We start from the raw sequence: 20,404 nt of genomic DNA, 5'->3' as shown, positions 1-20,404 counted from the left end.
CCCGTGCTGCGAGCCGGACGGGCCCGACCTACGGTCGAGGAGGACCCGGACGCGACGCGCCCGGGTGCTCCCACGACGACGAGAAGGAGACAACCATGGCTGACACGGACCTGGCGGGCCGCCGCGTCCTGGCGATCGTGACGAACTACGGCGTCGAGCAGGACGAGCTGGTGGTGCCGCTCGAGCACCTGCGCTCGGCAGGGGTGGACGTCGACGTCGCCGCCGTGACGATCGACCCCGTCGAGACCCTCGTGGGGGACAAAGACCCCGGCACCACCGTCCCGCCCACGCTTCGGCTGCAGGACGTCGACCCCGCGGGCTACGACCTGCTGCTCGTCCCCGGCGGCACGCTCAACGCCGACTCGCTGCGGCTCGAGAGCGCGGCCGTCGACGCGGTGACGTCCTTCACCACGACCGGCCGACCGGTCGCGGCCATCTGCCACGGTCCCTGGGTGCTCGTCGAGGCGGGCGTGCTCACGGACAAGACCCTGACGACGTACGCGTCCCTGCAGACCGACGTGCGCAACGCGGGCGGCACCTGGGAGGACAGGCCGGTGGTCCGGGACGACGCGGGCGGGTGGACGCTCGTGACGTCCCGCGACCCGGGCGACCTCCCCGACTTCCTGCGCGAGATCGACGCCGTCCTGGCCGAGCGCGCCGAGCGCGCCTGACGCGAGTCCGCGGACAGCACGAAGGCCCTGGCTCCCGTGGGGAGTCAGGGCCTTCGGCGTGCGGGGACCCGGTCGGCGGGCGGCGCCGGGGGGTCGAGCCGCGTCATGCGGTGTGACGGGGTCGGCGGGATCGCCGGGTGTGCTCCGGGAGGCGCGTCGTCGTCCGGCGCAGCGAACTGCGGCGGCGGGTCTGCTCCTGGAGCTGTTCGCGCCGACCGAGGTCGGCGACGTCGTACATGAGCTGGGGATGCATGGTGGTGTCTCTCGTGACGTCGGATTCGTGGACCTGGCCGGGCCCTCCACCGCCCAGTACTGACCGGACGGACGCCACCGCGGTGATGGGTGCCACACTTCCACCTCCTCGCCGAGCGGCGCACCCCTTTTTCTCCCTAGGCTCTCGGGATGAACCCTGACGACGAGGCGCGCGACGCCCGAGGTGACCTGAGTGCGGGGGAGGGGACGCCGTCGGGCGCGCGGGAGGTGTGGCGCTCGCGGCTCGTCGCCGCGCTGCCCGGCCTGGTCCTGATCGTGATCGGCGTCCTGGGCTTCCTGGTCGTCTACGACTCCGTGCGCGAGCGCGACGACCTCTGGTTCACCGACGACGTGGTGCTGGAGTGGATGGTCGCGCACCGGAGCGCGAGCGCGACGACCGTGCTGACGTTCATCACCAACATGTTCGGGCCCGTGGTGCTGCCGATCCTCGTCGCGGTGGGCTGCCTGTGGTGGGGGCTCGCGACCAAGCGCTGGTGGGAGCCGGGGCTGCTCGTCGGGGCCATGATCACCTCGACGATCGTCTCGACGGTCCTCAAGGCGGTCGTCGCCCGGCCACGACCCGACGAGTCCGCGATGGTCGTGGCGGGCGTCGAGCGCAGCTTCTCGTTCCCGTCGGGGCACACGATCGGCGCGGCGACCCTCGTGCTCGTCGGGGGATACCTCGTGTGGCGTCAGTGGAAGGAAGGGCGCCAGCGCCGGATCGTGTTCGCGCTGTGGGTCGTGGTGAGCGTCGTCGTCATCGTCGTCGTGGGCGGCAGTCGGCTCTACCTCGGCTACCACTTCGTGACGGACGTCCTGGCGGGGGCGAGCCTGGCCGTGGCGGTGCTCGGAGGCGTGGTCGTGATCGACCGGCTGCACGACCTGCGGGACGACCAGCCGCGTGCCCGGAGCATCGCCTGAGGCCCCCTCGCGGGTGAATTCCGTGGGCCAGGGCGCCTGTGGACCGGCCTGTTTCCTTGTGCCGCCTGGGTTCCGAGCCGAGCGGCGCTGAAGGGCCCGTGCGTCGTCCACTACCTTGAGCGCGCACACCCCGACCCCGCGCGCCGGTTTCACCGCACCGCTCGGCACGAACAGAAGGACTGAGCGATGGCGAAGAAGTCTGCCGGTGGAGCCCCGGGCGTGATCGCCCTGATCATCGGGGTCGCGGTCGCGTACTACGCGGTGGCCTGGCCCTACCTCGTGGGGACCTGGCTCGCGGTCCAGATGGGGGCCGGGCTCCCGTCGACGCAGCGATCCGTCCTGGGGTGGGTCTTCGAGGTCCTGTACCTCGCGGTGCTCGCCGTCGTCGCGGTCCGCTGGCTCACGGCGCGCCGCTCGCCGGCCGGTGCCCGGACCAGGCCCGTGCCGGGGCGTCTCGTCGGGATCGGCGTCGCCGCCGTGGCCGCGACCGCGCTCGTGTCCACGGGGGCCGTGGCGGTCGGGATCAAGGTCGCGCCCTCCGTGCCGCAGACGGTCGCCGCGGCCGACGGCGCCGCGCCGGTCGACCTCGTCGACGCCCCCGAGACCGGGCTCGTCGAGGCCGACCCCGAGGTGGTCGCCGCGGGGGACGCCGCGACGGCCGACCCGGCCGAGCTCGTCCGCTTCGACGACGCCGTGACCACCGCGGGTGCCGAGACCGCGCTCGCCGCGCTCGGGACGCTCGAGGTCAAGGGGCGTGCCCCCAAGACCGGGTACGACCGCGACCAGTTCGGCCCCGCGTGGGCCGACACCGACCGCAACGGCTGCGACACCCGCAACGACATGCTGGCGCGGGACCTGGTCGACGAGACCTTCAAGCCCGGCACGAAGGACTGCGTCGTGCTCACCGGATCCCTCGCCGACCCGTACACGGCCACGACCATCGCCTTCCAGCGGGGCAACGCCACGTCGAGCGCCGTGCAGATCGACCACGTCGTCGCCCTGTCCGACGCCTGGCAGAAGGGCGCCCAGCAGCTCGACGCCGACACGCGCAAGAGGTTCGCGAACGACCCGCTCAACCTGCTCGCCGTCGACGGACCGTCCAACCAGGCCAAGGGCGCGGGTGATGCCGCGACCTGGCTGCCGCCGAACACCGCCTACCGGTGCGAGTACGTCGCCCGGCAGGTCGCGGTCAAGGTCGGCTACGGCCTGTGGGTCACGCAGGCCGAGCGCGACGCGATCGCCCGCGTCCTGTCGTCGTGCCCCGGGCAGCTCTTGCCGACCGGGGACAGCGCGTACGCCGCGCAGGGGGTCGTCGCGGCGGTCGTCGAGCCTGCACCCGTCGTGCCGGTCCCCGCCCCCGCGCCGGTGGTCCCGGCTCCGGCTCCGGCTCCGGCGCCTGCACCCGCGCCCGCTCCAGCGCCTGCTCCGGCACCCGCCCCGGTGCCCGAGCCCGCACCGGCCGACGTCTTCTACCAGAACTGCGACGCCGTGCGGGCCGCGGGTGCGGCCCCGATCTATGCCGGCGACCCGGGGTTCCAGGGCAAGTTCGACCGTGACAAGGACGGGGTGGGCTGCGAGTAGCCGGGCGCGTCGGTAGCGACGTCCGGAGCCGCTGCACACTCTAAAGAAGTCTTGCGCAAGACTTCTTTAGAGTTGTAGCGTGGCTGCCATGCCGCAGACCACCCCGCCCGACGACGCCGCTCACCAGCCCGCGCAGCCCCCGGCTCCGGCGCAGCGCGACGAGGCCGTCACGACTTCCGACCCGGAGCGCATCCGCGCCCTGGCGCACCCGCTGCGCCTCGCGATCCTCGACCTGCTCGACGACGAGGGCCAGGCCACCGCCACGCGCTGCGCGCAGGTCACGGGGGAGTCGGTCGCGAGCTGCTCGTTCCACCTGCGCATGCTCGCCAAGTACGGGTTCGTCGAGCCCGCCGAGCGGGTCGGGCGCGAGAAGCCGTGGAAGCCCGTGGGCACGGGGCGCACCAGCCGCTACGACCCCGAGCAGCCCGAGTCGCTGCGCGCCGCGGGCGAGCTCGCACGGATCGTCGTCGACCAGGAGGCCGCGCGGATCGCGCACTGGATCGACGGCGCGCCTCGCCAGCCCCACGAGTGGCTGCTCGCCTCGGTCATGACCAAGAGCTCGTTCTGGGCGACGCCCGCCGAGCTCACCGAGCTCTCGCGCGAGCTCCAGGCGATCACCGACCGCTTCGAGGGCCGCTGGGCGCACCCCGAGCTGCGCCCCGAGGGCTCGCGGCCCGCCCGGCTCTTCGGCGTCGTCAACGCGGACCCGTTCGACCCCGACGTCCCGGCGTCCGCCGCAGCCCCGCCCGCTCCCGGGGCGGGCACGTCCACCCCCGGCTCGGTCACGATCGAGCTGCCGACCGGCGAGGAGGCCGGCGCATGACCACGGACACCGACACCGCGGCTCTGGTCAAGCAGGCGCTGCGCACGCGCCCCTTCCGTCTCCTGACGGTCGCGTGGGGCTTCACGAACTTCGCGGACTCGGTCCTCGCGGTCATCTTCGCGGTGTGGGTCAAGGACCTCACGGGATCGAACGGCACCGCGGGCCTCGTGTTCGCGGCGCTGGGCCTCCCGGCGCTCGTCTCGCCGCTGCTCGGCCAGGTCGCCGACCGCGTCTCGCGCCGCCGCATGATGATCGTCGCCTACCTCGTCGGCGCGGTCTCTCTGCTCTCGCTGTTTGCGGTCCGCGGTCCGGACCAGGTGTGGCTGATCTTCGTCGTCACGGTGCTGTACTCAGGGATCGGGTTCGCGACGGCCGCGGCCCAGTCCGGCCTGATCCGCGACCTGCTGCCCGACGAGGCGCTCGGGTCCGCCAACGGCCGGCTCACGACGATCGACCAGACCTTCCGTCTCGTCATGCCCGTCATCGGTGCGGGCGTGTACGTCGCGGTCGGCCCGCTGCCGCTCGTGGTCTCGGCCGTCGTCGCGTTCGCCGTCGCGGCGTTCGTCGTGTCCCGGATCGTGCTCATCGAGACCCCGCCGACGCCGCAGGACGAGCGCGAACCGTTCCTCGCCGAGATCACCGCGGGCTTCCGGCACCTGATCCGCACGGCCCCGCTCGGGGTCCTGACCGTCGCGCTCGCGGTCGCGTTCGGGGCCGTGGGCGTCCTCAACGCGGTGAGCTTCGCGGTCATCGAGAACGGCCTGGGGCTGGGTCCGGAGATGCTCGGTCCGATCTCGAGCGTCCAGGGCGTCACCGCGATCGTCGCGGGCCTCACGGCCGCGCGCATGATCAAGCGGATCGGGTCGCAGCGCCTGGTCGCGCTCGCGCTCGGGATCGTGACGCTCGGCATCCTGCCAGCCCTGGGTACGAACCTCGTCGCGATCATCGTGGGGATGGGCGCGATCGGGCTGGGCGTCACGTGGGCGATCGTGGGCTTCGTGACCGAGCGCCAGCTCAAGACCCCGTCGACGCTCCAGGGGCGCACGTCGGCCGCGACGAACATGCTGCTCAACGTGCCGCAGCTCGTCATGACCGTGGTCGCCGCGGCCGTCGTCGGGGCCGTCGACTACCGCCTGCTCGTCGGGGTCACCGCGGCGGGGCTCGCGGTCTCGATGCTGCTCTCGCTCAAGGGCTCGCGCGCGTCGGCGGCAGAGGAGGCCGCGGAGCCCGCGCAGGCCGCCGGCCGTTGAGGGCGTGGTGCGGCCGCGACACGCCCGGCGAGCCGCCGCCGAACCACGCACTCAGCGGGCCGCGAGCGCCGCGTCGACCGCGGCCTCGAACCGCACGCGTGCCCGACGACGCAGCGCCCGCCAGCCCAGCACCGCACCCACCAGCAGGGTCGCCAGGGCGAGAGCCGACCACGGCACCGCCCACAGCCGGCCCTCGCCCGTGGCGGGGGCCACGCGGGAGGAGGCGGCGCCGTCGGGCAGGGTGGTGCTCGCCGTCGTGGCGACGACGGGCGCGAGGGTCACCGACGCCCCGAGCCGCCCGAGGGGCGCGACGCCGCTCACCGTCCCCGTGAGGGTGAGCGCGTCGCCCGGCAGGAGCTCAGGCAGGTCGCCCAGCGGGACCACCACGCTGCCGACACCGCCCGCGACCGACGCCGAGAGCGGACCCGCCAGGCGCACGTTGCCCGTGTTGGTCACCGTGAACGAGACCTGCACGTCCCCGGTGCCCACGGGGTTCCACGACCCGGCGTAGTCGGCGTGCACGGCCGTGACGGTCGCCGACGGAGCGAGGTCTCCTGCGACCCGGACCAGGACGCGCGTGCCGAGGCGTCGGTCGACCGCGACCCCGCCCTCGCCGGCGCCCGTCACGAGCGAGGTCACGATCGCGGCCGTGTGGTCGCCGGGCGTGGCGTCGGCCGGGACGCTCAGCGTGAAGGGGACCGTCGCGCGCTCGCCGGGGGCGACCGCGACCTGCGGGACGTCGGTCGAGATCCAGGCGCCCAGGTCCACGGACGTCGCGCCCGCGGGCAGGACGTCGAGCGCACCCGTGGGCGAGGTGAAGGCGTCGGCCGCGTAGACCGCGAGGTCGAGCGGCACGTCGCCGCGGTTGGTCACGACGAGCTCGTCCGTGATCGTGGCCCCGGGGTCGAGGGCGAGGTCGAACGTCGGGGCCGAGGCGGGGGCCACGCCCCAGGTCACAGGTGTGCTGCCCGGTGCCGCGCCGTCGGGCGCTTCGAGGGCCCCGGCCGGGGTGGTCGACAGCAGCGCTGCGACCACCCCGGCGAGGACGGCCGCCGCACCGCGACGACGACGGGAGGACGCGGTGCGACGGTCCACGGCCGGTCAGCCGATCGCGGTCAGCGTGAGCGTCGCGGTGTACGTGCCCGCGGCGGCGTCGACCGGGAAGCGCAGGTCGAGGTCGGCCCCGAGCACCGCGCTGCCCGGCTCGTGCCCCGCCGCGGCCGAACCCAGGAGGGCCGAGTCGGCGAGGCCGTTGCCGCTCACGAGGCCCGAGGCCACGGGGGCGCCCGCGAGCGTCCCGCCGCCCGGCGTCACGAGCGCCGGGGTCCAGCCGAGGTGCTTGCCGGGCAGCGCGCCCGCGCCCGCGCCGGAACCGCTCGTGAAGTCGTCGACCTGGGCCGAGACGGACCATGCGGGCGCCGTCGCCCGGGTGTCGGTGACCGTCACGGCGCTCAGCCGCCCGGCGGCCGCGAGGTGGTCGCCCGCGAGCCGTGCGGTTCCGAGGTCCACGACGCGGCTGCCGCCGTCGACCGTCCACACGAACTCGCCCGGCTCGACGGGCGCGGCGGGGACGGTGACCGTGAGGTCGATCCGGCCGTCGTGGGGCTCGGCACCGGGCACGTCGACGCCGTAGAACGTCGTGGTGCCCGAGATCTCGTTCCCGACCGCGAGCAGCGGGGTGCCCGTGGGCGAGTCGCTCGCGGGGACGAACGTGAGGCCCTCGGGACCCAGGTCGCCCGCCTCGGCGAGCCGATCGGGCGTCGCCTCGGCGCTCACCGAGAAGTCGCGGTGGTTGACGTAGGACACGTAGGTCGCGCGCGCGGGGTCGGTGACGTCGAAGACCGCGATGCCGCCCACGCGCTCGAAGCCGATGAACGCGTAGGTGCGACCGCCGACCGCGCCCAGCGCGAGCCCCTCGGGCTCGGGGCCCTTGTCGTCGCTGCGCCCGTCGAACCCGGACGCGGTGTGGTTCGAGTTGAAGAAGTCGGGGTTGACCGAGGCCACGAGCTGCTCGAACGCGTCGCCCGAGTCGAAGACCTGACGGCCGTCGGTCGACCAGATCGAGAACGACCGCGACCCGTAGGAGTACAGCTCGTCGTAGCACGAGCCGTCGGCGCGCAGCCCGCTCGCGGTGCTGACGTTGAGCCGGCCCAGGTGGGCGTCCGCGGTGAGGTCGGCGAGCGTCGCCGGGTTGCCGGGCGCGCCGACGAACGTCGAGAACGCGTCGGCGCACAGACCCGGGACACCCTTCTTGCCGAGGTCCTTGACGCGCGCGACCTCGGAGTACCCGGCCCAGTCGCGCGAGTCGCCCTCGTTGGCCGTGACGAGGTACGTCGCGCCGCCCGCCTGGTAGGAGGCGATCGTGTCGGGCTGGTAGAGGCCCTTGACCGGCCACGCGCGGATGTCGATCTTCCCGTCCTTGTCGGACGCGTCGAGGCCCTTGCCCGCGGCGAGGTGGTCCTGCGTCCCGAGCGGCAGCAGGTCCGTCACGGTCGCGCTCGCGACGTCGACGACCGCGAGCGCGTTCGCCTCCTGGACGCTCGCGTAGGCGAGGGTGCCGGTCGCGTCCCACGCGATGTACTCGGGCTCGAGGTTCTCCGACACCGGGCGATCGGGCGTGCCGGTGCCCGCGGCCTCCCGACCGCCGAACACGCGGACCCCGGCCGGGAGCGGCTTGGCGCCACCCGCCTCGAACGCGTGGAACGTCGCCGTACGGACGTCCGCCTGGGCGGCGCTCGCGAGGCTCGCGGGCGCCGCGACGATCGAGATCGAGCCCTCGGGGTCGACGCCGTAGTCGTCCGCGGGCTCGCCCTCGTTCGCGACCGCGATGCGCGAGCCGTCGGGCGAGAACGTCACCATGTCGGGCAGCGCGCCCACGCGCACGGCGCCGAGGATCGCGTTCGCGGGGGCGGCACCCGGCGTGGTCACGGGCGCGGCGGCGTCGAAGAGGACGAGCCATCCGTCGTCGGTCTTGGTGCTCGACTCGACCGCGGCCACCGCGAGGCCGTCGGGGCGGATCGCGACCGAGTTCACGACGGCGTCCGCCGCGACGACCGAGCCGTCCGCGGAGGCCGTGCCGCCGACCGCGAGCTCGAACAGCCTGGTCGGTGCCGAGGGGTCCTGGGCGTCGAGCACGTCGACCTTGCCGGACTGCGCGTTGACGACGAACAGGCGCTTCGAGGCCGCGTGGAACGCGACGATCTCCGCTGCGGACTCGTCGAGCTGGCCCGTCGAGTACGTGCCGAGCGGCGAGAGCGTGACGGCAGGGGGGACGGACGGGTCGGGGGCCGCGACGGCCGTGCCGACGCCCCCGAACGTCCCGGCGGCGACCGCGACCGCGAGGCCGGCGGCCACGATGCCGACCGCCTTCGGGTACGGCAGGCGGGACTGGTGAACCACGCGCATTCCGTGCTCCTCGTTCCGATGGCCCTGCAGGGTGCAGGGCAGACGCTCGGAACCTAGGCCCGGCCGGTGTCGAGCCGGTGAACGGCGGCCGACGGGACGAGGGCCGCCGGATGACCGATGGGGCGTACGCGACGAATCCGGCATCCCGGCGCCTAGGGGATGACCCTGGGGCGCCGACCGTGAGCCTGCGACGAGAGGTGGAGGCCGTCGGTCGCGAGGTCCCGCGAGCGGCGCAGGCGGGCGCGCGCAGGACCCGACCAGGACCCGACGCGTCGGCCCAGGGAGCCTCCGTAGCGTCGATGCCATGACCACGAACACCACGTCCCCGTCCCTCGCCCGCCGTTCCCGCACCCTCGCCGTCGTCGCCCTCGGAGGCCTCGCAGCCCTCGCGCTCAGCGCGTGCGGGGGCCTCTCCGAGAGCCTCTCGGAGCGCAACGACGGCCACACCAAGACCTACGCGTTCGACACCGGCAAGGAGGGCAAGGCCGACGAGGTCGTCCCGGCCTGGGTGCCCGACGACGCCGCGACCGTCCAGGGGATCTTCCGCACCACGGGCACGGAGCGCCTGCTCACGTACCGGGGGAGCCTCGACGGCTTGCCGGCCGACTGCACGACCGTCTCGGCCGAGAACCCTCTCACCCCGCAACCCGAGCGCGAAGGGTTCACGGCCGAGGACTACCGGACGGACGCCACGCTGCTGGCCACGTGGTGGCCCGACGGGCAGGAGAGGGCGAGCACCGTGATGTGCGGCAAGTGGTGGACCTCCGCGGACGGCGAGGACGTGTACGCGTTCACGCCCGAGCTCACGAGGGTCGAGATCGAGCAGCAGCCGACCCCGGCGGCGACGTAGGGCCGGCTGCAGGTCGGGTGCGGGTGAGATGCGGTGACCTGCGAGAACACGACAGGACTCGCGGGCGCGCGCTCAGCGGTCCCGCCCCGCGCGCCGACTACTGTCACCCGGATGGACTCGACACGACGCACCGTCTCGACGCGGCGCACGACCTGGCAGGAGCTCGCACCGCAGGTGCGCGCGGACGTCGAGGAGATCCTGGGCGGCGAGGTGGTCCTGGCCGAGAGCCAGGCGCACGGGTACTCCCCGGGCAGCGCCGACCGCGTGCGCACCGCTGCGGGCGACCGGGCCTTCGTCAAGGCCGTGAGCCGCTCGCGCAACGCCGACGCGTACGACATCCACCGCCGCGAGCTCGACGTGCTGCGCCGCCTGCCGGGCGCCGCGCCCGCCCCCCGGCTCCTGGGCGCGCACGAGTCCGACGAGTGGGTCGCACTCGTGATCGAGGACGTCGACGGCCGCCACCCCGGCCTACCGCCCGAGCGCCGCGAGCTCATCGCGCTCCTCGGTGCGCTCCTCGAGCAGCCCGTGGTCCGGGACCCCTCGGGCTCCTCGCCGTTCCCCGACGCGACGGCCGAGCTCGCCCCGTCGTTCGGCGGCTGGATGCGGCTGCGCTCCGACGGTGACCTGTCGGCGCTCCCGGCCTGGGCCGCCAGCCACCTCGACGAGCTCGAGGCGCTCGCGGCCGGGGCGGCCCGCGCTGCGCACGGCGACCGGCTCGTCCACCTCGACCTCCGGTTCGACAACCTGCTGGTCGACACGTCCGCGCGCGTGTGGGTCGTCGACTGGCCGTGGGCCGGGACGGGCGCGCGCTGGATCGACGGTGTGACCCTGCTGCTCGACGCGCGGGTCAACGGCAGCACGGTCGACGTCGACCGGATCACGGCGACCCACCCGCTGTTCCGGGGGGCCACGCGGGAGGACGTCGACGCGTTCCTCGCGGGCCTCGCCGGGTACTTCTTCGACGCGGCACGTCACCCCGCCCCGCTGAACATGCCGACCCTGCGCGCGTTCCAGCGACGGCAGGGCGTCGTCGCGATCGAGTGGCTCGAGCAGCGGAGGGCCTGAACAGCGGGACGGGGCGGGCCCCGGGCGACGGGGGCAACGCGAGGGGCAGGGGTCAGCCGTTCCAAGGGACCTCGACGTCGAGCACCCAGGTGACGCCGAAGCGGTCCGTGAGCATGCCGTAGAGGGGCGACCACGGGGCCTGGGCGAGGGGGACGAGGACCGTGGCACCGTCGCAGAGCCCGCCCCAGTAGCGGCGGAGCTCGTCGGTGTCCGTGCCGCGGATGGACACGAAGACCGGGATGACCCCCGGCTCGTGGCTCGTGTGCGAAGGCACGTCGTAGGCCATGACCCGGAAGCCGGCGTCGGAGGCGACCTGGCCCCACATGACCTGGTCGGCCTCGGTGGGCTCGGTCACGGCGTGCGCGTCGGCATAGGTCACGGCGGCGAGGTGCCCGCCGAAGACCTCCTGGTAGAAGGTCAGCGCGTCGCGGGCGGTCCCGCGGAAGTTCAGGTGCGTGGTGGTGGCGACGGTCATGTCGGCTCCTCGGTCGGTCCGTGCCGGGGCGGGCGCCCCGTCGAGGACCACTGTGCCGAGCCATGAGGTCAGGTTCTGTCCTCATGGTTCGTAGCATGGAGGACATGAGCCAGCCCGCCGGTACGGCCCCACGACTGCTCGCACTGCTGTCGCTGCTCCAGGCGCGCCGGGACTGGCCCGGCCCGGTGCTCGCCGAGCGCCTGGGCGTCAGCCTCCGGACCGTGCGCCGGGACGTGGACCGCCTGCGCGACATGGGCTACGAGATCCGTGCCGGTCGCGGGTCCGTGGGCGGGTACCGCCTGGACGCCGGCGCCGAGCTGCCGCCGTTGCTGCTCGACGACGACCAGGTCACGGCCATCGCCGTGGCCCTGCAGGCGGTGCCCCTCGCGGCGGCCGGCGTCGAGGACGCCGCGGGACGGGCGCTCTCCACGATCCGCCGCGTCATGCCGACCCGGTTGCGCACCCGGGTCGACGCGGTGCAGTTCACGACGCTCGCCGACGACGCCTCGGTGCGCGAGGTGGCGACCGACGACCTGGCCTTGCTGTCGACCGCGATCCGCACCCGCGAGGTCGTCCGCTTCGACTATCTCGGGAGCACGCGGACACCCCAGGAGCACCCTCGGCCGCCGCGGCAGGCCGAACCGCACCATCTCGTGGCTGCCCGCGGCCGCTGGTACCTGGTCGCATGGGACCTGGGTGCCGCGGAGTGGCGGATCTTCCGCGTCGACCGCATGGTCCCCCGCGCGCACACCGGCCCGCGGTTCACGCCGCGCACCGTGCCGGGCGAGGACGTCCAGCAGTTCGTCGCGGCCCGGTTCAAGGGAGGACCCTCGAACGACTGGCCGTGCCGCGGGAAGGTCGTCGTCGACCTCCCGGCACGGGCCGTCGCGCCGTTCGTCGACGACGGAGTCGTCGAGGACCTGGGGGCCGAGCGTTGCGGCGTCGAGGTCGGGTCGTGGTCGTGGACGGCCCTGGCCGCACTGCTCGGACGCTTCGGGGCGGACGTGCACGTCGTCGAGCCACCGGAGCTCCGAGCCGCGTTCGGGGAGCTCGCCGAACGCTTCGCCCGGACGGCCACCTCCGGCGACCCGGGCCGCTGACCCTGCCCGCTGACCCGGGCTCAGTCGTCGAAGCCGCGCGCCCGCAGGGCCTCGCCGAGCGCGTCGGCCTGCCGCATCGCGCCCACGACGAGCGGGACGGCGAAGGCCCGCACGTCGCGCTCGTGACCGCGGGCCCGTTGCGCGTCACGGACCCGTCCCGCCAGGTCTGCGATCACGGGCACGCTGCGCAGCGCGAGGGCAAGCACGAGCGCGATGCGCCCGACGTCCACACCGACGCGCGCGAGCGGGGAGAGCCCGCGCTCGATGGCCGCGAGCAGGTCGGAGGCCCGCGTCGTGCAGGTCACGAGGCCCGCGAGCGCCACGAGCACCAGGAGGCGCGTGCTGAGGACCGCGGCGGACGTGAGGTCCATGAGCCACCACTGGAGCGCGAACACCACGGGCAGGAACAGGCGCAGGGGTCGCACCTGGCCCCACGCGGCCCGCCACCCGAGGCCCGCGACCGCGTAGAGCCCTGCGACCGCGAGAGCGGCGAGGCCCACGCCCACGGCGTCACGCACGAGCAGCAGGGCCAGCGAGCACGCCATGAGCGCGGCGAGCTTGGGCCCGGCGGGGGCGCGGTGCAGCGGCGAGCGCCCGACGACGTAGGCACCGGCCGTGCCCGTCGCCGTGCCCGCCGAAGTGCCCGCCGCCGTGCTCGGCCGGGCCGCGCTCACAGGGGTCACGGCCGCTCGTCCAGGAGACGGCGGTAGTACGCGACGGCGGGTGCGGGCTCGTCGTCGGCCACGACCCGGCCCTCGTCGATCACGAGCACGCGGTCGTAGCCCGTCATGAGGTCGAGGTCGTGCGAGACGAGCACGACCTGCTGCGGGATCTCGGCCAGCAGCGCCGCGACGCGTCGCGTGTTGCGCAGGTCGAGCAGGGTCGTGGGCTCGTCGGCGACGACGAGGCGCGGCGAGGTCACGAGGACCGACGTGAGCGCGAGGAGCTGCTTCTGGCCGCCCGAGAGCAGGTGCGCGGGGTGGTCGGCGTGGCCGTCGAGGCCGTGGCGCGCGAGCCAGTCCGCGACGAGCCGGTCGCGGCCGGCGCGGTCGTGGTCGCTGCGTTGGAGCGAGTAGGCGACGTCCTCGGCGACGGTCGGCATGATGATCTGCGCGTCGGGGTCGGAGAACACGAAGCCGACGCGTCGCCTGACCTGGGCCCCCGAGCGTCGTGTGTCGAGGCCGTCGACCCGCACGGTGCCGCGCGTGGGCAGCACGAGCCCGTTGAGCAGCCGCGCGAGGGTGCTCTTTCCCGAGCCGTTCGCGCCGACGATCCCGATGCGCCGCTCGCGCAGCTCCGTGGTGACCCCGCGCAGGACGTCGCGCTCGCCCAGGCGCACGTGCACGTCCTCGAGCCCGACGACGCAGCCCACCTCGGGTGTCGCGGTCGCCGGATCCCGGGCCGGGTTCTCGACGGTCGACCTGTGCATGCGTGCCCCTCTCATCGGACCACCTCGAACATCCCGGCCACACCCAGGCCGCCGCCCACGGCTGCGGCCGCGAGACCGAGCGAGCCCGCCGGGGCCCCCGCGCGCACGAGCCTGCTGAACAGCCGCACGACCGACACGGCTCCGCTCGCCCCCCACGGGTGACCCAGCGCCAGGGCGCCGCCGTCCGCGCACAGGCGGGCGTCGTCGTCGGGCAGACCGAGCGCGTCGGTGAACGTCAGGACCTGCGCCGCGAAGGCCTCGACGAGCTCGATCGCGGCGAGGTCGTCGAGGGTCTGGCCCGTCCGGGCGACGAGCTCGCGCACCGCCGGGACGGGTCCCCAGCCCGGCAGGCGCGGGTCGCAGCCGCGCGTCAATCCGCCCACGAGCCGCAGGCCGGGCACCCCGAGCCGGGCGCGCACGCGCTCCGGGACGATCACGACGGCGGCGGCCCCGTCGCTGATGGGGCTCGCGTTGCCCGCGGTCACGGTCCCGCCCGGGGTGAACGCGGCCGGGAGGCGTGCGAGCAGCGCCGGGTCGAGCCGGCGAGCGCGCTCGTCGCGGGCGAGCGGCCCGACCGGGACCGTCTCGTCGGCGAAGCGGCCCGCCGCGTGGGCCGCGAGGGCGAGCGCGTGCGAGCGTGCGGCGTAGGCGTCCTGGCGCTCGCGGTCGATGCCCCGCTCGCGGGCCAGGGCGTCGGCGGCGGCGCCCATGTCGGGGTCGCCGAGCTCGGGCGGCGTGAAGGGGGCGCGGTCGTAGAGGACGGGCAGGGTCTTCGATCCGCGCGGCGGGCGGTGGGCGCGCTGCGGGGCGGTCGAGGCGCTCTCGACGCCGCCGGCCAGCACCAGGTCGGCGTCCCCGGCGCGGACACCCTGGGCCGCGAGCAGGATCGCGGCCAGCCCGCTGCCGCACTGCCGGTCGACCGTGACCCCGGGGACGTGCTCGGTCAACGGCCCGTCCGGGTCGCGCAGCGAGGCCGCGAGCACCGCGAGCCGTGCGAGGTTCCCGCCGGGTCCCGTGCAGTTCCCGAGCACGACGTCCTCGACGCCCAGGCCGTGGCCCGCCGGGAGGTCGGCGAGCGTCGCGCCCAGGACCGGCGCGGCGAGGTCGGTCGCCGAGAGGTCCGCGTGCCCGTGGCCCGCCGTGCCGATCCAGGTCCGCCGCGCGGCGACGACCACGGGGGAGCCGGGCGACGCGCTCACCGCAGCGCCTCGTACGCGGGCTCCCCGGACAGCAGCGCCTCGCTGATCGCGCCGCGCGCGGCCTTGCCCGACGGCGTCCGCGGCAGCTCGCGCACGCCGTACCAGTGGCGCGGGCGCTGGGCCGAGGACAACGAGGCCCGGGCCACGCGTTCGAGGTGCGCGCGCAGCCCCGGCCGGTCCGCGCACTGCACCACGGCCGTCACGACCGCGCCGAGGCGGCGGTGCGGGGTCCCCACGACCACGACGTCCTCGACACCGGGGATCGCGCGCAGCACGACCTCGACGTCCTCGGGAACCACGGTCGCGCCGCCCGTGAGGATCGCGCCGTCGCCCCGGCCGCGCAGGACGAGCGGGACGCCGCCCTCGCTCCTCGGGGTGGGGACCTCTGCGAGGTCGCCCACGGTGCACCACTCGCCGTCGCGGCGGAACGGTCCCGTCGCGCGGGCGAGGTACCCCTGCGCGACCCACGGCGACCGCACCCAGACCTCGCCGAGCGTCGCCCCCGGCAGCTCGCGCACCTCGACCTCGACGCCTGGGAAGGGGCGCAGTCCCGTGCCGTCGGTGTCGATCGCGACGAACGACAGCTCGACGGCCCCGTAGTAGGTCACGACGCCCACCCCGGCGCGGGCCGCGCGCTCGCGCACGTCGTCCGGCAGCGAGGCGCCGCCGACCACGGCGGTCCGCAGGCGGCTCGGGGCGCCCGCCTCGACCGCGTCGAGGATCGGTTCGAGCGCGGAGGGCACGAGGTGCACGACGTCGGAGGTCGCCAGGGCCGTCGTGATCGCGGCGTCGCCCTTGGCGAGCTGGACGCACGCCCCCGTCGCGAGCGCGTGCACGGCCGCGAAGCAGTACAGCGACGACGCGAGCGGGCCGGGCACCAGCACGGTGTCCTCGGACCGGGTGCCCGTGAGCCGTGCGGCCGCAGGGAACGACCCCGTCCAGGAACCGCGCGTGCGCACGACCGCGCGGGGGCGACCCGTGCTGCCCGACGAGAACCCGGACCACGCGAGATCCGACGCCGTCGGCTCGACGGGAGAGACGTCGTCGGGCGCGCTGCCCACGACCGGGCCGCTGAGCGGGACGAGCGCGTCCGCCGCGCCGCCCCGCGGGAGCGGTACCTCGACGAAGCCCGCCGGGGCGATCGTCCGCAGGACCTCGGCGCGCTGGGCGCGCGACCACGTGTGGTCGCAGACGAGAGGCGTGGCGCCCGCGAGGTCGACCGCGAGGAGGGCCGTGAGGAGATCGACCGGGTCGGGCAGGGAGATCGCGACGACGTCGCCCACGACCGTCCCGGTCGCCCGCAGGAACTCCGCTCCCGCCGCGACGTCCGCGGCGAGGGCTCGGTAGGTGCGAGAGCGTTCCGGTGAGCGCAGCGCGCAGCGACCCCCTGCGGAGCTGCGGGCGTGCGCGATGACGGCGTGGGCGACGGGCATGAGGGGATCGTAGGGCGATCAGGCCGCGGGGCTCGGGGCGGGCTGGCGCTCGGTCGCGTGTTCGGTGCGGCGCAGGGGGGACGCGGCGGGGTAGGCACGGACCACACCCACCGTGACCGAGGCCGCGATCACGGCCTTGAGGAGGTCGCCCGGGAGGTACACGAGCGAGCCGGTCGCGACCGTCTGGAGCGAGAAGCCCGTGACGAGCGCCTGGAGCGGGATGCCCAGGGCGTACATGACGAGCATGCCGCCGACGACGCACGCGGCCAGGACGCGCCAGAACGTCAGGGTGCGGAAGCGCTCGACGATCAGTCCGACGACCGCTGCACCGACCACGAACCCGATCAGGTAGCCGGCCGACGGGCCCACGAAGACCCCCGGGCCGCCGCGGCCGCCCGACAGGAGCGGGAGGCCTGCGGCGACCAGGGCCAGGAACGTGAGCATCGCGAGCGCGCCGCGCCACGCGCCGAGGAGTGCACCGGCGAGCATGACGCCCAGGGTCTGGAGCGTGATCGGGACGGCGTTGCCGAACAGGGCCAGGCTCCCCGGCATGCCGAGGACCGCGGTGAGCGCGGCGAAGGTCGCGATGCGGGCCGCGTCGGCCGCACTGATGCTCCAGCGGGAGGTCGCAGGGTCCGGGGGCGCGGCCGACGGGTCCGGCGCGGTCGGCACGTTGGGCACGTCGGTGGGGACGTCTGCGGGCAGGTCGGAGCGCACTGCGCGGGCCACGGGGTCTCCTCGGGAAGGGCGTGAGGTGCCGGGTGGCACGTGTCCACTCTGGTCGGAGGCGGGAGGCCGGTGCGTCGGCGGCACGAATCAGGTAGAGCAGGGTGCGTTGGCGGAAGTCGACAACCGGTTGGAGGAAACCACCAAGAACAGCAGGGGGTCCTGGCTGCCTGATGGAGGAACTGACCAAACGGCCGACGACGGCGTGATGAGACGGCTCGCAGCGGACGGCCTTCGCGCGCTGAGTCTCAGCCTCGGCGGGCCCCTGGGCCCCGTCCCGTGCTGCCCCGGGAGGTCTGGGTGCCGACGTGGTCGAGGTGGTCCGGGTGCTGCTCGTCGATCCCGGGGCCCGATTCCTGGATCGCGTGGTGGCTCCGTTGTCCGATCAGGGCGTCGGGTTCGTTGAAGGAGGCGTGTCTGTTCCAGTGGTGGGCGGCGAGGATGTCGCCTGCGTGGACGGTCAGAACGGTGGGGTGAGACTCGATGGATCGTGACGTTGCTCGAGGTGCTGTCTTTCTCGACCGGGTGAACCAGATCGGTTGGATCGGGAACTACGTGCTGTCGTTCGCGATGATCGGCATAGGGATCGCCTTCGACGTGTGGAGTGTGGTGCTCATGGGGCTGGCGGCCGGCATCCCGGGTGGGCTGGTGACTCACTGCGCGATAGTGAGGCGATCGACGGCGTTCCGGGCTCGAAGCCAGGGCAGTCGGCTCGGGGTTCTCGTCGTCACCGCAGAGTTCTTCGTCGCGCGGGATTGGGTGGCGAAGGCCGACGCCGGTCGGGGACCCGCGTAGCGACGTGGAGATGGCGCGGCTCCGGCCTCAGCCGCTGTGTGGTGTTCGTGGATCACCCACAATTGTGGGTGATCCACGAACACCACACCCCGCCCCAGCGGAGTTGAACCACGGCGGCCTCGTCGCCATCGTCCGTCACGCCACGAGGCTCAGACCTCCCCAGGCAGCGCCTTGCGGATCACGAGCCGCGTCCAGCCGCCGAGGTAGATGCGGTCGCCGTCGGCGACCTCGCGGCGCTGACCGGCCGGGATCGGGTCGATGGGCAGCTCGCCGCCCGCGGGGCTCAGGTACGTCCCGTTGGAGGACTGGAGGTCCTCGACCCACCAGCGCTGCCCGTCGGTGTTGAGCTGGCAGTGCCGTCGCGAGACGCCGGTGTCGGCGCCGCAGTCGATCTGCGGGTGGATGTTGCGCGACACCGAGGGGCGTCCCACGAGCACGCTGCGCTCGCGCAGGACCACGAGCCCGGGCAGCCCGGCCGACGGCAGCGGGTCCTCGGCCTTCTGCGCCTGGTACCAGTCGGGGTCGATCCACACCTCGACGACCCATTGGTCCTCACCCGGCACGGGCGGGGTGGGCAGGTGCGTCCCCGTCCCCGACGGCGTCGCGCCCGTCCGCGTGGACGTCGCCTCGCCCTCGGCCGGGTCGGCGGGAGCAGCGACAGGCGTGGACGACGGATCACCCGACTCCGGGTCGCCGACCGGCGGCGTGAGCGCCGCCGGGGCCGACAACGGGTCCGCCGACGGCGCGGCCGCGGGCGACCCCGCAGGGGGCGCGACCGGGTCGAGGTCGAGCGACGACGCCGAGGGATCGAGCGGCCCCTGCGACCCGGCGGGCGCACCCGCCGACACCGGGGTCGCGGCCGAGGGCGCCCCCGCGGGCTCGGGCAGCGAGCCCGTCGTGAAGTCGTAGCCGCAGTTCTCGCAGAACAGCGCCCCGGCCGCAGCCGGGAAGGAGCAGTGCGGGCACGCGATGGGCTCGCCACCCGCAGCCGCGCCACCACTGACGGCAGCACCGGCCGCGGCCCCGACGGACCCGGAGGCCACCGCCGCCGACGCACCGCTCGACGCGGCGCCCATGGGCTCGCCGCACACGTCGCAGTAGTCGGTCGACTCGGACGCGTGCCCGTTGGGGCAGATCGCGCTCATCGCTTGACCCGCGTGGTCTTGGTCGAGGCGGTGTCGAGGGCCATCTCGTCGAGCTTGTCGGTGTTGCGCTTGAGGCGCACGGTGCCCTGCTCCTCGCTCTCGATCTCGACGACCTTGCGCAGGCGCGAGGTCGCCTCGTCGTTGCCGGTCTCGGCCGCGAGCTGCACGGCGCGGCCGAGCTTGACCGTGGCGGTCGCCTCGTCGCCGGCCGCCTTGGCCGCGAGGCCCTCCTGGATCGCGGACGCGAGCTCGGCCTGACCCGTGTAGTGCGCGACCTCCGGGTTGATGCGCGTGGTGAGCGCGCCGTCGTCGGACCACTTGGCCTTCACGAGCCCCGACGAGACCACCTCGCCGTTCACAGCGAGCTGGACGCGCGCCGCGAGCTGCTCGGAGCCCACGGGCTTCGAGGCCACGCGCACGGCCACGTGGTAGTCGCGCGTCTCGTCGCCCCACGACCCCGTGGGGTAGGAGCCCGTGAGCGGGTTGACCACGGCGCGGCGCGTCGTGAGGTCCTCGACCGTCGGGGCGACCTGGCGCACGAACAGCACCTGGGCGCCCTGCGGGGCCCACACGCGCAGGTCCGCGGAGGCAACGCCACGCGACATGGACTTCTGGACGAGCGAGGAGAAGTCGGCAGCGATCTCGCTCGGGTCGGCGATGAGGTCGACCGTGCCGAGCAGGGCCGTCGAGATCTCGCGCAGCTCGTCGACCTGCCAGCGCGAACCGACGCCGCGCGCGTCGCACTGGAACTTCCCGGTCACGGCGCGCACGACCTGCGACAGGTTCTCGCGCGGCTCCGACTCGTTCTTGCCGTCGGTCAGGAGGATCGCGTGGCGCTGGGCGGCCTGGGGCACGGTGTCGAAGAGCTGGGCCGCGAGCTGGAGCCACGTGCTCATCGCGGTGCCGCCCGACGGGCTCATCATGGCGATGGCCCGCTTGGCCTCCTCACGGGCCGCGGGCTCCATCTGCACCATCGCGACGCGCGCGTTGGGGTAGGGGAACGCGCGCTGCGCGACGTGGCTGCCGCCGACGATCGCGAACCAGGTCCCGTCGAGGATCTGGTCGACCGCGACCTGCGCGGCGTACTTGGCGGACTCCATGTTGCGCCCGGACATCGAGCCGGACGTGTCGACCATGATGATCTCGGCGACGCCGCCGCCCGAGGTCGCGGCCCCCGCCTGACCTGCCCCTCGGGCGGTCACCGTCACGATGGCGTGCACATCCGTGGCGCCCTCGGACAGGAACTCGTTCTGGAAGACCTCGGCGGAGAACTCGGCCATGGGT

At 74.5% G+C, this 20,404-nt stretch carries 19 protein-coding genes; 9 read left to right on the top strand and 10 right to left on the bottom strand.

Annotation, left to right across the window (positions count from 1 at the left end):
* The first annotated feature begins 95 nt into the window (after positions 1–95).
* The 5 genes from H9640_RS02770 (at position 96) to H9640_RS02750 (ending at position 5,498) form a co-directional block, all read left to right on the top strand.
* Positions 96–671, top strand: coding sequence for a DJ-1/PfpI/YhbO family deglycase/protease (locus tag H9640_RS02770; protein WP_191789223.1), 576 nt, complete (start codon positions 96–98; stop codon positions 669–671).
* A 402-nt stretch (positions 672–1,073) separates the two neighbouring features.
* Positions 1,074–1,844, top strand: a complete 771-nt coding sequence (locus tag H9640_RS02765; RefSeq protein ID WP_191789222.1) for a phosphatase PAP2 family protein — start codon at positions 1,074–1,076, stop codon at positions 1,842–1,844.
* A gap of 186 nt (positions 1,845–2,030) precedes the next feature.
* A complete protein-coding gene (locus H9640_RS02760) occupies positions 2,031–3,425 on the top strand; it encodes a GmrSD restriction endonuclease domain-containing protein (protein ID WP_225226641.1) in 1,395 nt (464 codons plus the stop codon).
* An 88-nt stretch (positions 3,426–3,513) separates the two neighbouring features.
* Positions 3,514–4,248, top strand: coding sequence for an ArsR/SmtB family transcription factor (locus H9640_RS02755; RefSeq protein ID WP_191789221.1), 735 nt, complete (start codon positions 3,514–3,516; stop codon positions 4,246–4,248).
* Positions 4,245–5,498 (top strand): MFS transporter, encoded by a 1,254-nt coding sequence (locus H9640_RS02750; protein WP_191789220.1) that lies wholly within the window; start codon positions 4,245–4,247, stop codon positions 5,496–5,498. Before H9640_RS02755 ends, H9640_RS02750 begins: the two co-directional genes overlap by 4 nt.
* Positions 5,499–5,549: 51 nt before the next feature.
* On the opposite strand, the gene H9640_RS02745 is transcribed toward H9640_RS02750, so the two are convergent.
* Positions 5,550–6,593 carry a WxL protein peptidoglycan domain-containing protein gene (locus H9640_RS02745; protein ID WP_191789219.1) on the bottom strand — a complete coding sequence of 348 codons (1,044 nt, stop codon included), beginning with the start codon at positions 6,591–6,593 and terminating at the stop codon, positions 5,550–5,552.
* A 6-nt stretch (positions 6,594–6,599) separates the two neighbouring features.
* On the bottom strand, positions 6,600–8,903 hold the full coding sequence (locus H9640_RS02740) for a choice-of-anchor I family protein (protein WP_191789218.1): 2,304 nt from the start codon (positions 8,901–8,903) through the stop codon (positions 6,600–6,602).
* A gap of 304 nt (positions 8,904–9,207) precedes the next feature.
* On the opposite strand from H9640_RS02740, the gene H9640_RS02735 reads away from it, so the two are divergent.
* Both H9640_RS02735 and H9640_RS02730 read left to right on the top strand, forming a co-directional pair.
* Entirely contained in the window at positions 9,208–9,753 is a 546-nt protein-coding gene (locus H9640_RS02735; RefSeq protein ID WP_191789217.1) for a hypothetical protein, read from the top strand.
* Between the two features lie 111 nt (positions 9,754–9,864).
* Complete coding sequence (locus tag H9640_RS02730; RefSeq protein ID WP_191789216.1) at positions 9,865–10,818, top strand: phosphotransferase; 954 nt, start codon at positions 9,865–9,867, stop codon at positions 10,816–10,818.
* Positions 10,819–10,870: 52 nt separating this feature from the next.
* Here H9640_RS02730 and H9640_RS02725 read toward each other — a convergent pair whose 3' ends face one another.
* Positions 10,871–11,293, bottom strand: a complete 423-nt coding sequence (locus tag H9640_RS02725; protein WP_191789215.1) for a VOC family protein — start codon at positions 11,291–11,293, stop codon at positions 10,871–10,873.
* Positions 11,294–11,397: 104 nt separating this feature from the next.
* On the opposite strand from H9640_RS02725, the gene H9640_RS02720 reads away from it, so the two are divergent.
* Positions 11,398–12,393, top strand: a complete 996-nt coding sequence (locus H9640_RS02720; RefSeq protein WP_191789214.1) for a helix-turn-helix transcriptional regulator — start codon at positions 11,398–11,400, stop codon at positions 12,391–12,393.
* Positions 12,394–12,413: 20 nt separating this feature from the next.
* Here H9640_RS02720 and H9640_RS02715 read toward each other — a convergent pair whose 3' ends face one another.
* Genes H9640_RS02715 through H9640_RS02695 form a run of 5 tightly spaced genes read right to left on the bottom strand, consistent with a single transcriptional unit; the run spans position 12,414 to position 17,183 of the window.
* The gene (locus H9640_RS02715) at positions 12,414–13,076 is read right to left on the bottom strand and encodes an energy-coupling factor transporter transmembrane component T family protein (protein ID WP_318243610.1); all 663 of its coding nucleotides are present in this window, start codon (positions 13,074–13,076) and stop codon (positions 12,414–12,416) included.
* Positions 13,073–13,822 (bottom strand): energy-coupling factor ABC transporter ATP-binding protein, encoded by a 750-nt coding sequence (locus tag H9640_RS02710; RefSeq protein WP_191789213.1) that lies wholly within the window; start codon positions 13,820–13,822, stop codon positions 13,073–13,075. Before H9640_RS02710 ends, H9640_RS02715 begins: the two co-directional genes overlap by 4 nt.
* Before the next feature lie 11 nt (positions 13,823–13,833).
* Positions 13,834–15,021: a thiolase family protein gene (locus H9640_RS02705; RefSeq protein ID WP_318243609.1), complete on the bottom strand. Its 1,188-nt coding sequence runs from the start codon at positions 15,019–15,021 to the stop codon at positions 13,834–13,836.
* Positions 15,018–16,454 carry an AMP-binding protein gene (locus tag H9640_RS02700; protein ID WP_191789212.1) on the bottom strand — a complete coding sequence of 479 codons (1,437 nt, stop codon included), beginning with the start codon at positions 16,452–16,454 and terminating at the stop codon, positions 15,018–15,020. The genes H9640_RS02705 and H9640_RS02700 overlap by 4 nt, the downstream gene beginning before the upstream one ends.
* 18 nt (positions 16,455–16,472) lie before the next feature.
* Complete coding sequence (locus H9640_RS02695) at positions 16,473–17,183, bottom strand: biotin transporter BioY (RefSeq protein WP_318243608.1); 711 nt, start codon at positions 17,181–17,183, stop codon at positions 16,473–16,475.
* A 480-nt stretch (positions 17,184–17,663) separates the two neighbouring features.
* Here H9640_RS02695 and H9640_RS02690 point away from each other — a divergent pair, with 480 nt between their 5' ends.
* Positions 17,664–17,975 carry a hypothetical protein gene (locus tag H9640_RS02690; RefSeq protein ID WP_191789211.1) on the top strand — a complete coding sequence of 104 codons (312 nt, stop codon included), beginning with the start codon at positions 17,664–17,666 and terminating at the stop codon, positions 17,973–17,975.
* Positions 17,976–18,124: 149 nt separating this feature from the next.
* Here H9640_RS02690 and H9640_RS02685 read toward each other — a convergent pair whose 3' ends face one another.
* Both H9640_RS02685 and H9640_RS02680 read right to left on the bottom strand, forming a co-directional pair.
* Positions 18,125–19,120, bottom strand: coding sequence for an FHA domain-containing protein (locus H9640_RS02685; protein ID WP_191789210.1), 996 nt, complete (start codon positions 19,118–19,120; stop codon positions 18,125–18,127).
* Positions 19,117–20,400 carry a VWA domain-containing protein gene (locus H9640_RS02680; RefSeq protein WP_191789209.1) on the bottom strand — a complete coding sequence of 428 codons (1,284 nt, stop codon included), beginning with the start codon at positions 20,398–20,400 and terminating at the stop codon, positions 19,117–19,119. Before H9640_RS02680 ends, H9640_RS02685 begins: the two co-directional genes overlap by 4 nt.
* Between the last annotated feature and the right edge of the window lie 4 nt (positions 20,401–20,404).

It is taken from the genome of Oerskovia gallyi, from assembly GCF_014836745.1.
GTDB classification, from domain to species: domain Bacteria; phylum Actinomycetota; class Actinomycetes; order Actinomycetales; family Cellulomonadaceae; genus Oerskovia; species Oerskovia paurometabola.
Note: the sequence above shows the minus strand (reverse complement) of the source record. Positions and strands in the feature narration are given on the sequence as shown.